The sequence below is a fragment of the Methylobacterium sp. Leaf102 genome, assembly GCF_001422425.1.
Lineage (GTDB): Bacteria > Pseudomonadota > Alphaproteobacteria > Rhizobiales > Beijerinckiaceae > Methylobacterium.
Genome location: NZ_LMMX01000039.1, coordinates 25992 through 38493 on the forward strand (window position 1 = coordinate 25992; position 12502 = coordinate 38493).

Annotated in this window: 11 protein-coding genes; 5 read left to right on the forward strand and 6 right to left on the reverse strand. The window is 67.0% G+C overall.

The genetic code is table 11. The annotated features are described in order from the left end of the window. Positions 1 to 25 precede the first annotated feature (25 nt). On the reverse strand, positions 26 to 1420 hold the full coding sequence (locus tag ASF27_RS19015; protein WP_056362775.1) for an ActS/PrrB/RegB family redox-sensitive histidine kinase: 1395 nt from the start codon (positions 1418 to 1420) through the stop codon (positions 26 to 28). A 296-nt stretch (positions 1421 to 1716) separates the two neighbouring features. Here ASF27_RS19015 and phaZ point away from each other — a divergent pair, with 296 nt between their 5' ends. After that, the gene (phaZ, locus tag ASF27_RS19020) at positions 1717 to 2985 is read left to right on the forward strand and encodes a polyhydroxyalkanoate depolymerase (RefSeq protein WP_056362535.1); all 1269 of its coding nucleotides are present in this window, start codon (positions 1717 to 1719) and stop codon (positions 2983 to 2985) included. Positions 2986 to 3055: 70 nt separating this feature from the next. Next, the gene (locus tag ASF27_RS19025) at positions 3056 to 3790 is read left to right on the forward strand and encodes a SprT family zinc-dependent metalloprotease (protein ID WP_056176093.1); all 735 of its coding nucleotides are present in this window, start codon (positions 3056 to 3058) and stop codon (positions 3788 to 3790) included. A 65-nt stretch (positions 3791 to 3855) separates the two neighbouring features. On the opposite strand, the gene ASF27_RS19030 is transcribed toward ASF27_RS19025, so the two are convergent. Beyond that, positions 3856 to 4233 carry a hypothetical protein gene (locus tag ASF27_RS19030; RefSeq protein ID WP_056176091.1) on the reverse strand — a complete coding sequence of 126 codons (378 nt, stop codon included), beginning with the start codon at positions 4231 to 4233 and terminating at the stop codon, positions 3856 to 3858. A gap of 202 nt (positions 4234 to 4435) precedes the next feature. After that, positions 4436 to 7063, reverse strand: coding sequence for an ATP-dependent chaperone ClpB (clpB, locus tag ASF27_RS19035; protein ID WP_056362538.1), 2628 nt, complete (start codon positions 7061 to 7063; stop codon positions 4436 to 4438). Positions 7064 to 7302: 239 nt separating this feature from the next. On the opposite strand from clpB, the gene ASF27_RS19040 reads away from it, so the two are divergent. Next, positions 7303 to 8085, forward strand: a complete 783-nt coding sequence (locus tag ASF27_RS19040) for an MOSC domain-containing protein (RefSeq protein ID WP_056267865.1) — start codon at positions 7303 to 7305, stop codon at positions 8083 to 8085. A 110-nt stretch (positions 8086 to 8195) separates the two neighbouring features. Here the strand turns inward: ASF27_RS19040 and ASF27_RS19045 are convergent, their stop codons facing one another. Then, complete coding sequence (locus ASF27_RS19045; protein ID WP_056176082.1) at positions 8196 to 8471, reverse strand: hypothetical protein; 276 nt, start codon at positions 8469 to 8471, stop codon at positions 8196 to 8198. A gap of 202 nt (positions 8472 to 8673) precedes the next feature. Next, entirely contained in the window at positions 8674 to 8883 is a 210-nt protein-coding gene (locus tag ASF27_RS19050; protein WP_056176079.1) for a hypothetical protein, read from the reverse strand. A 276-nt stretch (positions 8884 to 9159) separates the two neighbouring features. On the opposite strand from ASF27_RS19050, the gene ASF27_RS19055 reads away from it, so the two are divergent. Together ASF27_RS19055 and argB are read left to right on the forward strand one after the other, a co-directional pair. Then, on the forward strand, positions 9160 to 9729 hold the full coding sequence (locus ASF27_RS19055) for a hypothetical protein (protein WP_056176230.1): 570 nt from the start codon (positions 9160 to 9162) through the stop codon (positions 9727 to 9729). 142 nt (positions 9730 to 9871) lie between these two features. After that, complete coding sequence (gene argB, locus ASF27_RS19060; RefSeq protein WP_056176076.1) at positions 9872 to 10768, forward strand: acetylglutamate kinase; 897 nt, start codon at positions 9872 to 9874, stop codon at positions 10766 to 10768. A gap of 46 nt (positions 10769 to 10814) precedes the next feature. On the opposite strand, the gene ASF27_RS19065 is transcribed toward argB, so the two are convergent. Next, a complete protein-coding gene (locus tag ASF27_RS19065) occupies positions 10815 to 12494 on the reverse strand; it encodes a SpoIIE family protein phosphatase (RefSeq protein ID WP_082479375.1) in 1680 nt (559 codons plus the stop codon). Between the last annotated feature and the right edge of the window lie 8 nt (positions 12495 to 12502).

Consider the following 12502-nt stretch of genomic DNA (forward strand, 5'->3'; position numbering starts at 1 on the left):
GCGTCTCCTGCGTTCCTGTAAGTCTTCAGGAACTTATATAGGCGCCGGAACGGTCCTGATCAGGGGTTGCCAGCTCTCCATTCTGTGCATGACGCGCAACCGCGATGCCGCGCTCGAACACGTGCCGCGCCCAGGACACGCGCACGACGGCGCCCGTCGCAGTGGGATCGGGCGCGTTCGACAAGGTGAGTTGCGCACCTGAGCGCTCGATAAGGGTTTTGGCGATGAACAAACCCAGTCCCAGGCCTGCACCCGTGGTCGCGCCGGATTTCGCCCGGTCGTTGCCCCGAGTGGTCACGTAGGGCTCGCCGGCGCGAAGCAGCACCTCGCCGGAGAAGCCGGGACCGTCGTCGCGCATCTCGAGCCAGACCTGCTCATAAGTCCAGCGCGCCTCGATGATGACGCGGGTCTTGGCGAAATCCACGGCATTGTCGACGATGTTCGCGAGCCCGAACAGGACGCCGGGGTTGCGCCGGGTCGAGGGCTCCTGCCCCTCCCCCCTGCTGGTGACGTCGAGGATGATGCCCATGGCGCGTTGGGGCGCCACCAATTCCTCGACGAGGTGGCTCAGGCTCACGGTCTGGAGGAAGCCCCCCCCATCCCCATCGAGTGATGTGAGCTTCGACAGAATGCTGCGGCAGCGGTCGACCTGATCGCGAAGGAGCGCGAGATCCTCACGTACGCCCGGCGACGCCGTCGGAGCGAGCTGACGGCTCAGCTCCTTCGTCACCACCATGATGGTGCCGAGCGGTGTGCCGAGCTCGTGCGCCGCCGCCGCCGCCAGACCATCGAGCTGCGAAAGGTGCTGCTCGCGGGCGAGCACGAGCTCGGTGGCGGCAAGCGCCTGGGCCAGGAGCCGGGTCTCCTCGGAGACCTTCCAGGCGTAGACACCGGTGAAGGCCGTACCGAGGAGAATCGCGGTCCATACCCCGGAAATGTAGAGGAACGGCAGTTCGAGGCGGCCATCGGCGAACCACGGCAGCGGCCGGTGGATGAGGGCCAGCAGGGTCGCGAGGCCGATGGCGAGGAGCCCAAGGGCCAGGGTCCGCTCGGGCGGCAGGGCTGTGGCCGAGATCAGCACAGGGGCGAGGAACAGGAGCGAAAACGGGTTCTGCAGGCCACCCGTGAGGAACAGCAGGGCCGCGAGCTGGATGATGTCGAACGCCAGCAACAGTGCAGCCGAATCGTCGCTGAGGCGGTAACTCGCGGGAAACCGGATACGCAGGGCGAGATTCAGCCACGACGAGGCAGCGATGACGAGGAAGCACCAGCCGAACGGCAGTGGCAGCCCAAGGCCGAACTGGGCGCCGACCACGGCCGCGCTCTGGCCGGTGATCGCGAGCCAGCGCAGGCGGACGAAGGTATCGAGCCGGAGGTGCCGGGCGTCGCGCACGAAGCCGGTGGTGCTCATGTCCATCATGTCCATCAGAACGATAGGGCCGCGTGATCCAACGTCCATCCCATCGTGGGCAATCAAGTCTTCCGCGCCTGGTTCGAAGCGGACGCTTTCGTTCGCATCGCCACGCCGATCCGTGACAGGACTTCGCTCTCCCGCGTCGGAGGCGGCAAAGCGGCCGGAACGTCACGCACGGGACTTGTCGCCGCAGGTTGCGCCCTAAGTCGGAGACAAGCCCGGGCTGAATGGCGCGGCACGAACCATGCGCCATTCTTCATGCATCAGGCAGGCGCTGCGTTCCGGAACAGGGGGAGGCCATCGTGAACCTGTCCTACTACTGGTATGAGACCGCTCGGATCATGACGACGCCGGCGCGGGTTGCCGCCGACATGGTCAAGCACAGCCTTCAGAACCCAGCCAATCCGCTGTCGTACGGCCCCTATGCCCGCAGCGTCGCGGCGGCCTGCGAGATGTTCGAGCGGATGACGCGTCGCTACGCCAAACCGGGCTTCGGATTCACCGGCACCTGGATCGAGGGCCACAGCGTGCCGGTGAGCGAACGCGTGGTGTGGGAGCGGCCGTTCTGCCGGGCCATCACCTTCGACCGTGGTTTTGTTCGCGGTCCGAGCCAGCCACAGCCGAAGCTCCTCATCGTGGCGCCGATGTCCGGGCATTACGCCACTCTCCTGCGCGGCACCGTGGAGGCGATGCTGCCGGACCATCAGGTCTTCATCACCGATTGGGCCGATGCTCGCATGGTGCCGCTGAGCGCCGGGCGCTTCGACCTCGACACCTACATCGACTACCTCATCGCCCTGTTCACCATGCTCGGGCCCGACCTCCACGTCATGGCCGTGTGCCAGCCGGCGGTGCCGGTGCTGGCCGCCATCGCGGTGATGGAGGCGCGCGGGCACGCCACCGTGCCGACTTCCATGACCCTCATGGGCGGCCCCATCGACACGCGGCGTTCGCCCACCGCTGTGAACTGCCTCGCCCAGGAGCGCGGCACGAAGTGGTTCGAGCGCAACTGCATCACGACCGTGCCGGCTGGGTATCCGGGGGCGTGGCGCAGCGTCTATCCGGGCTTCTTCCAGCTGTCCGGTTTCATGTCGATGAACCTCGATCGTCACGTCGACGCCCACGCGGAGATGTTCGACCACCTCGTCACCGGCGACGGCGATTCGGCCGAGAAGCACCGCGACTTCTACGACGAGTACCTCGCGGTGATGGACCTGACGGCGGACTTCTACCTGCAGACGATCAAGACCGTGTTCGTCGATCACGCCCTGCCGAAGGGCACGATGATGCACGCGGGCACGCGCGTCGACCTTGGGGCGATCCGCACCTGCGCGATCCTCGCCATCGAGGGCGAGAACGACGACATCTCGGGGGTCGGGCAGACGCAGGCGGCCCTCGATCTCACGCCGAACCTGCCGCCCGAACGAAAAGCCTATCACCTGCAGAAGGGCATCGGGCATTATGGGGTGTTCAACGGCTCCCGTTATCGCACCGTGATCGCGCCGCGCATCGCCGAATTCATACGCGCGATGCAGGCCCGCCCCGCCATCGCCCACGAACCGGCGGACTGAGGCGACCTGCCCCCAGCAATTCGCCCTCCCGACGATGGCGGCGCGGCGGCGGCACCGCTAAGCTGCCCGCATGCGATTGGCGCTGCTGCGCGGGCCGGACCCGGACCATCTCGATATCGCCCACGAGGGTGAGACCTTCCGCATCGCCCTGCGGCGTCGACCGACGGCGCGTCGCTTGACGCTGCGCGTGTCGAGCGCCACCGGTGAGGTGGTGATGACCCTACCGGCGCGGACCTCGCTGGCGGTGGCGCAGAAATTCGCGATCAGCCATAGCGGCTGGATCGCCCTGCGGCTGGCCAAGCTGCCGGAGCGAATCGCCTTCGTGGATGGCGCGGTGCTTCCCCTGCGCGGCATCCCCCATCGCATCGTTCACCGGTCGTCGACGGGCGGCCTGACGCGGGTCGAGGCGACGGCGGACGATCCCGTGATCTCCGTTGCCTGCGAGGCACCGCACATCGCCCGGCGCATCGGCGATTTCCTCGAACGGGAAGCGCGCCGGGATTTGACCGCGGCCGTGAAGAGCTATGGGGGAGCCATCGGACAAGCGCCGACGCGCATCACCGTGCGCGACACCCGCAGCCGCTGGGGTTCATGCACGGCCCAGGGTGCCCTGAATTTCTCGTGGCGGCTGATCCTGGCCCCGCCGCTGGTGCTCGACTACCTCGTCGCCCACGAGATGGCGCACCTGAAGGAGATGAATCACTCGGCCCGGTTCTGGAGTCTCGTCGGCGCCATCTGCCCGCATGTCGAGGAGGCGGAACGCTGGCTCAAGCGCAATGGATCGAGCCTGCATCGCTACGGCTGAGGACGTACTTCCCGAACGCTCACCCAGCTTCGGCACGAGACGACGGAGAGGCAGGACCCTTTTCGTCAGCCCTTCACCCGCAGAACGCGGCGGCGCGAACCGGGCTCCTCGGGCCAAGTCGGACGGGCATCGACCTGACCTGGCGCGAGGGTGCGCGGCGCGACGCTGTCGCAGACTTCGCGCTGACGCAGAATCACGGGTTGGCCGAACTCGTCCCGGCGGCGGATGATGCCACCCTCGTGGCAGAAGCCGGCGAGTTCGGCGGACGAGCCGGACTGACGCCCACCCGGCGTCCGGGCGATGGGTCGATGCTCGACGACGAGACGGCCGTCGCGGTTCAGGGAGTTCTCGACATAGGTGGTCTCGTCGACCGGAAGCGACCCGGCCTCCACCTGCGCCATCCCGGCGAGGAGCATCAGTGCGGGAAGGGCGCAGAATCGCATGGCGTTCGTCCGTGTTGAAGCGTAGCCGTCAGGATTAAGGCCTGGCTGCCCCTAGCGATAGTCCACTGCGGGAACATCGATTCCGGGACAAGCCTTCGGCCAAACCCGTTAAGAATTCGCTAACCATGCGGTTCAACGCGGTATGAAGTCGATGGATCGCATCGGACCGCCGCTCGCGAGCGACGGTCCGGTCACATCCGTGTCAGTTCAGCAGGCGGTTCTGCGGGCGCGTCTCGGCCGCGAGGGTATCGCCCACGGTCAACCCGAGGGGCCCGAGCCGCACCGGCACCGATTCGCCGTCGTGGATCGATCCGGACAGGAGCTGCTCGGCGAGACGGTCCTGTACCGCCTTCTGGATCACCCGCTTCAGCGGACGGGCCCCGTAGGCCGGATCGTACCCCTTGTCCGCGAGCCAGTCGCGGGCATCGGGCTCGACGTCGATGGTGATCTTGCGCTCGTCCAGAAGCTTCTGGAGGCGCCCGAGCTGGATGTCGACGATGGCGCCCATCTCCGACCGCTTGAGGCGGTGGAACAGGATGATCTCGTCGATCCGGTTCAGGAATTCCGGCCGGAAGTGATGGCGCACCACACCCATCACCTCGTCGCGCACGGCATCGGTATCATCGCCCTCGGACTGGTTGACGAGGTACTCGGAGCCAAGGTTCGAGGTCATGATGAGGAGGGTGTTGCGGAAGTCCACCGTGCGCCCCTGCCCGTCCGTCAGGCGCCCATCGTCGAGCACCTGCAGGAGGACGTTGAACACGTCCGGATGCGCCTTCTCGACCTCGTCGAACAACACGACCTGATACGGCCGGCGCCGCACGGCCTCCGTGAGGGACCCTCCCTCCTCGTAGCCGACGTAGCCCGGAGGCGCACCGATGAGGCGGGCAACGGCGTGCTTCTCCATGTATTCCGACATGTCGATCCGTACGAGCGCCGTGTCGTCGTCGAACAGGAACCCAGCGAGCGCCTTCGTCAGCTCGGTCTTGCCGACGCCCGTGGGCCCGAGGAACATGAACGAACCGATGGGCCGGTTGGGGTCCTGCAGGCCGGCCCGGGCCCGGCGCACGGCGGTCGCGACAGCCTCAACCGCCTCGCGCTGGCCGACGACGCGCTTCGCCAGAGCCGATTCCATGGCGAGCAGCTTGTCGCGCTCGCCCTCCAGCATCTTGTCTACGGGCACGCCGGTCCAGCGCGAGACAACCCCGGCGATGTGGGCAGGGGTCACCGCCTCTTCGACCATGCCGTCGCGGCTGACCGCGGACTCGGCCGCCGCCTCGATCTCGGCGAGCTGCTTCTCCAGGCCCGGCACCACGCCGTAGGCGAGTTCGCCGGCGCGCTGGTATTGACCCTGGCGCTGGGCGTTGGCGAGTTCCGTGCGGGCCTCGTCGAGCTTCTTCTTCAGGTCGGCCGCTGCCCCGAGCTTGTCCTTCTCCGCCTTCCAGCGCGAGGTGATGGCCGAGGATTGCTCCTCAAGATCGGCCAACTCCTTTTCCAGCCGCACGAGGCGGTCGCGGGAGGCGGTGTCGGTCTCCTTCTTCAGGGCCTCGCCCTCGATCTTCCGGCGCACGATCTCGCGGTCGATATTGTCGAGTTCCTCGGGCTTCGAATCGACCTGCATGCGCAGGCGCGAGCCCGCCTCGTCCATGAGGTCGATGGCCTTATCGGGAAGGAAACGGTCGGTGATGTAGCGGTTCGACAGGGTGGCGGCCGCGACCAACGCCGCATCCTGGATACGCACGCCGTGGTGCTGCTCGTACTTCTCCTTGATGCCGCGCAGGATCGAGACCGTATCCTCCACGGTGGGCTCGGACACGAAGACGGGCTGGAAGCGCCGCGCCAGGGCGGCGTCCTTCTCGACGTGCTTGCGGTACTCGTCGAGGGTTGTTGCGCCGACGCAGTGCAGTTCGCCCCGTGCCAGGGCGGGCTTCAGGAGGTTCGAGGCATCCATCGCCCCGTCGGCCTTTCCGGCGCCCACGAGGGTGTGCATTTCGTCGATGAACAGAATGATGCCGCCGTTCGCCGCCGTCACCTCGGACAGCACGCCCTTCAGGCGCTCTTCGAACTCGCCGCGGTATTTGGCGCCCGCGATCAGCGAGCCCATGTCGAGGGCGAGCAGGCTTTTGTCCTTCAAGCTCTCGGGCACGTCGCCGTCGACGATGCGTAGGGCGAGCCCCTCGACGATGGCGGTCTTGCCGACGCCGGGCTCGCCGATGAGCACGGGATTGTTCTTGGTGCGCCGGGACAGGACCTGGATCGTACGCCGGATCTCCTCGTCACGGCCGATCACCGGATCGAGCTTGCCTTCGCGGGCGGCTTCCGTGAGGTCGCGGGCGTATTTCTTCAGGGCGTCGTAAGCGTTCTCCGCCGTGGCGTTGTTGGCAGTGCGGCCCTTGCGCAGGGCGTTGATGGCTCCATTCAGCGACGCCGGCGTCACGCCCGCGGCGGCGAGCGCCTTGCCGGACTCGGTGTCCTTCTCGACGGCGAGCGCCAGGAGCAGGCGCTCCACGGTGACGTAGGAATCGCCGGCCTTCTCGGCCGCCTTCTCGGCGGTGTCGAACAGGCGCACGAGTTCGCGCGTCGCCTGGGGCTGGGACGAATTGCCGGACACCTTGGGCTGTTTGCCGAGCCAGGTTTCGACCTGCGCGAGGGCGACGCGGGACTGCCCGCCCGCACGGTCGATGAGGCCGGCACACAGGCCCTCGGGGTCGTCGAGAAGCACCTTCAGGAGGTGACCCGGCTGCAATTGCGGATGACCCTCGCGCATGGCCAGGGTCTGCGCCGACTGGACGAAGCCGCGGGCGCGTTCGGTGTAGATCTCGAAATTCATGCTCTTTCCACCTCCCCGTGTCGGTCCGGTCCCGCCCGCATGAGGCGGCGCGGCCGTTCCGAGACGTCGTTCCCCGGCTCCGGTCCCATACCTTCACTGCGAGAACCCCGGCGCCATCCAGCCGCCGGTGACACGGATGTGGTGTTGTAAATACGCACCACAAGGGGGTCCGGATCGAAGTGGGGGCGGGATCTTCCGGACCCTTGCAAGCGGCTTCGTCACCGGTCCATGCTCTTCCGATGACGAACGAACTGCACCTCGACGCTCTCCATCGCTACCCCGTGAAGGGCCTCTCGCCCGAACGGCTCGACAGCGTCGATCTGGAGGCGGGCGACTACTTTCCCGGCGATCGCTTGTTCGCCGTCGAGAACGGCCCGTCCGGCTTCGATCCGGCGGCACCCGTGCATCAGCCCAAGATCAAATTCCTGATGCTCATGCGCCACGAAGCCCTGGCCCGCCTCGACGCACGCTACGAGGGGCATACGAACGTCCTGACGATCCACGGTGATGGCGGCGTCGCGGCGCAGGGTGATCTCGGCACGGCGGAAGGACGCGGCGCCATCGAAAGCTTCCTGGCCGGGTACCTGCCCGACGCCCTACGCGGCCCGCCCAAGGTGCTGGGCGCGCCCGACGGCTTCCGCTTCACCGATTCGCCCCGTGGCTTCGTTTCGCTCCTCAATCTCGCCAGCGTCGCGGCGGTCGAGACCCTGACGGGTGCTGCCGTCGATCCCCTGCGGTTCCGAGCGAATCTCCACGTCTCGGGTCTGGCGCCTTGGGCCGAACTCGACCTCGTCGGGCGCACGCTCGTCACGCACGGCGGGGTCGCGCTGCGCGTTCTCAAACGCACGGAGCGTTGCGCGGCAACCAACGTCGATCCGGTCACGGGCATTCGCGACCTCACGATCCCCCGCGCCCTGTCGCAGCACCTTGGCCACACGGATTGCGGAGTCTACGCAGAGGTGGTGGCCGGCGGCACCTTGCGGACCGGCGATCGCCTCACGCTCGAGCCGGCGAACGTCTGAGTAGGCCGACCGTCCGACGCCAACCGAAACCGTGCGTCGACGGAGCAGTCGTGCTGCGAGTGATGCGACGAAGTGGGGATCGACCGGGTTCGCGATCGGCCCCTTCGGCGTCAGATGGCGTCGCGGGGGACCAGGACAACGGCTGCCGCGTAGCCGGCGCGCCTCAGATGGCGCAGATCGGCGTGGCGGCGCTCGCAGGTGATCTTGAGGTAGCGATCGTCGCCTCCGGGCAACCCGGCCGACGCCGCCATGGCCTGTCCGTGGATCAGGCATTCCATCGGTGTTCTCGCGGGCGCGATGATCACGTCGAGGGCTGTTTGGCGGGAGCAGTTCTGAACCAGCATGGTTTGCATGCAGACGAGGGCGACGGACAGCAATTCGGACATGACGGACCTCTTGTTCGAGATGGCGAAGAAGGTCCGCGGAGTGGCTCTGGCGTTCGAGCGGCCGCGTGATTGTTGTCTGGGGCGTTCCTCGAAGATCTGGTTTCGGGTTATTGGTCTTGGTGTCCATCCTCCCCACGCACACCGTATGCCAGGGGCGGATTCTCGAGACGCATCGCGCCCGTGTGTGACGCTTGGGCCACCCTCAGTCCCGGCCCTGAAGCCAGAGAGGCTCGGGCTCGGCGCGCGGCAGCAGCGCCGCCACGGCGTCGAGATCGACGATGTAATGCTCGGTGAGACGGCGCCAGACCTCGGCCGTCGAGGCGGCCTCGGTGCCGATCCGGTGCAGCGCGCTGGCAAGCAGGCCCGGATTCGTCAGGGTCTGGCGGGGGGTGAAAGAATCGGAGTTGGACAACGGCTTAGTCCCTGATCGACGGGACCCAGGATCACGATTCAAAGTTAAGCGGACGTTAAAGGCCCGGTGCCTCCGGCGGAAATCAGTTCTCTCCAATCATCACGCTTCCGGGAGTGTCCGATGGATTGTGTTTCGGCATGCGGTCGCACCCGCAGATGAAGATCGGCCCGTCGTCGCATCGGAGCGCGGAACTCCAGGGGGACGGTGAGCGTCTCACAAGCCGGTCCCGCGACGCCTTCCCGGACGCGGCCGATGACGTTTCCCCCGAAGGACACCATGGACACGACGCCGCTTCCCGCCTCGGCCTTCAAGGCTCCCGCCATCCTGCTCTCCGGTCCCGTGGACCAGTCGATGTACAAGGATTTCCGCCAGCAGTTCGATGCGGCGTCGGATCAGGATTTCGTCGTGGTCGAACTCTCGACCCTCGGCGGTGATCCGGAAGTGGCTCGGATGATGGGCGAGGACATCCGCTTCGCCAGCGAGGTCGATCCGCACCGGCGGATCGTCTTTCTCGGAAAAGCAGCGATCTACTCGGCCGGCACCACCTTCATGAGCTTCTTCGCCCGCTCCAACCGCTACCTGACGCGCGGCACCCGCCTGATGATCCACGAGCGCAAGATCTCGAAGAAGCTGCACATCGACGGTCCGCTCACCACCTGCATCGCCACGGTGACGGCGGCCCTGCACGAACTCGAATGCTCCATCGAGATCCAGAACGAAGGGTTCGCCAACCTCGTCGCGGGATCGACGGTGAGCCTCGACGAAGTGCTGACCCGCGCCCCCTCGAACTGGTACATCGAGGCCGAAGAGGCCCGCGGCCTCGGCCTGATCGAGGCCGTCATCTGACGGACAGACCGGCGGTTGCGCCCGCTGCCGCGTGGCTGGGCGCAAAAATTGCCCGCTGCCTGCTTCGCAGGGTCACATGCCTGCGGTAGAAGCCCGGCGCCGTGCACGACCGCCCGGCACGCATCGAGGAACGAGCCCCACGATGAAAGACCCGTTGCCGAACGTGCACGTGCGTGCCGAAGTCCTGGTTCAGGCCCTGCCGCATATGCAGCGCTACGACCAGGAGATCGTGGTTATCAAGTATGGCGGCCACGCCATGGGCGACCGTGCCGCGGCGGAGGATTTCGCCGAGGACATCGTGCTCTTGGAGCAGTCCGGCCTCAAGCCCATCGTGGTCCACGGCGGCGGCCCGCAGATCGGCCGGATGCTCGGGCGGCTCGGCATCGAGTCGGAGTTCAAGGGCGGCTTGCGGGTCACCGACGAGGCCACCGTCGAGGTGGTCGAGATGGTCCTGGCCGGCTCCATCAACAAACAGATCGTCGGCTGGATCTCGGCCGAGGGCGGACGGGCCATCGGCCTGTGCGGCAAGGACGGCAATATGGTGCGGGCCAAGAAGGCCACACGCACCATCATCGATCCCGAGAGCCAGACCGAGCAAGAGGTCGATCTCGGCCTCGTCGGCGAACCGGATCACGTCGAGCGCGGCGTCCTCGATGCGGTGCTCAAGGCCGAACTCATCCCGGTCCTCGCTCCTGTGGCCTTCGGCGCCGACGGACAGACCTACAACGTCAACGCCGACACCTTCGCGGGCGCCATCGCGGGGGCGCTGCGGGCCAAGCGCCTGCTGCTGCTCACCGACGTACCGGGCGTCCTCGACAAGGACAAGAAGCTGATCCCCGAACTCACTCTGGAGGATTGCCGCCGGCTCATCGCCGACGGCACCATCACGGGCGGCATGATCCCGAAGGTCGAGACCTGTATCTACGCCCTGGAGCAGGGCGTCGAGGCGGTCGTCATCCTCGATGGCAAGGTCAGCCACGCCGTGCTCTTGGAACTGTTCACCGATTACGGTGCCGGGACCCTGATCCGCCGGAGCTGACACCGTGACCCGGTTCGCCCGGCAGGGCGAACCGGGACGAGGGCGGTCACGCGGGCAGCGATTGCGGGATCGATCGAAACGCCACCAGAGTCATGTCGTCCCGGCGCGCTTCGCTGCCACGGTAATCGGCAAGAGCCTGCTGCAGGGCCGCAACCTGATCGCCGAGGCCGTCATGCGATCGCGCGATGAGGATGTCGGCGACCCCACGATGACCGAGCAGTCGACGCCGCTCTCCGCCCATCTGGTCGGTGATCCCGTCGGTCATGAGGTAGAACGTCGTCTCCACCGAGGTCGGGACGACGATCTCGTCCACCGCAAAGATTTCCCCTGCCCGCCGAGGATAGCCGAGGCCGTTCTTCGCGCCGCGGATGCGCGTGACGGTCCCATCCGTGACACTCGTGAGGGAGAGGCCGGCCCCGGCGAAGCGCAGGGTCGCGGTTTGCCGATCCCAGATGCAAATCCCGCAATCGAGGCCGTCATCGGAAACCGCGCCCCGACCGTCCTGGCGCAATTGCACCCGGACCATGGAGTCGAGGGCACGCAGCACCTCGACGGGGTCGCGCAGGCGCCGCTCGTGCAGGATGCGGTCGAGGGCCGTGGCGACGATGAGGGTGAGGAAGGCCCCCGGGACGCCGTGACCGGTACAATCCGCCACCACGATGATGCCGAGCCCGTCGATGTTCTCGAGCCAAAAGTAGTCGCCGCCGACGACGTGAAGCGGTTCCCACAGGACCCCGACCTCGAGGCCGGTGCTCACGAGCGCCGCGCGGTCGGGCAAAACCGAACTCTGGATGCGTCGTGCGTAGCCGATACTCTCCATGACGAGGCCGTTGGCCTCGGCGAGCTTGGCATGCGCCGTCTCGAGTTCCTGTAGCAGCCGCTTCGCTTCGTCGCCCGTTCGGAGACCCTCGACCATGCGGTTGAACGCCTGAGAGATCACGTCGATTTCGTTGCTGGCCCTGAAACGGGCACCGGATTCGACGGTGACCCAGTTCTTGTGCTCGACCTCGCGCATGGCGAGGAGCAGGCGCTTGAGGGGTGCCAGAACGTGCGCCCGTACATTGGCGTGGAGGGTCAACACGAAGGCGAGCATCAGGATGAGACTGGTCACGAGGGCCAGAATCGCCTGCTTCTCGGCGTTGCCGCGCAACGCCTCGGCCGAGATGGCCAGGGTGAGGTGTCCAACGGGTTTGGTCTCGGATGGGAGGGAGAGATCAGCCTGCGCGACGACCATGTCCCAGGACCGACCACGCGGCATGTCACCCAGCGACATGACCACGGCCCCCGCGGCATTGCGCAGAACCACCGCCCGGAACGCCGGATCCAGGGTTAGGGCCTGGACTTGATACCGGTAGATTTCGGGCCGGGTACTCCAATCTGGCCGAGCGACGGCACTTGCGGTCAGGGCGGCGAGCAGCTTTGCCCGCTCGGTGTAGAGCCGGATCTGGTCGCTGTAGTTCACCCAGGCGATGCCGATCTGCGTCACCAGGACGACGACGGCGATGACCGGGTAGATCCGCAGGAACAGGGTATGGGCGAGACTATCGAGGTCGCGCCCTCGGGCAGACCCGCGCAGGGATCCGGGCCTCATGGTCGGGCCGGCGGCGCTTTCGGCCAGCGGCATATCGGTGAACCCGGCGGCTTCGAGGAAGTCGCTGCTACGGCGTGGGCCGGCACCCCGCAGGGAACCGCCGCGCCGAACCGGCGCAGCTTCGGCGCTCGGCATGCCCTCGG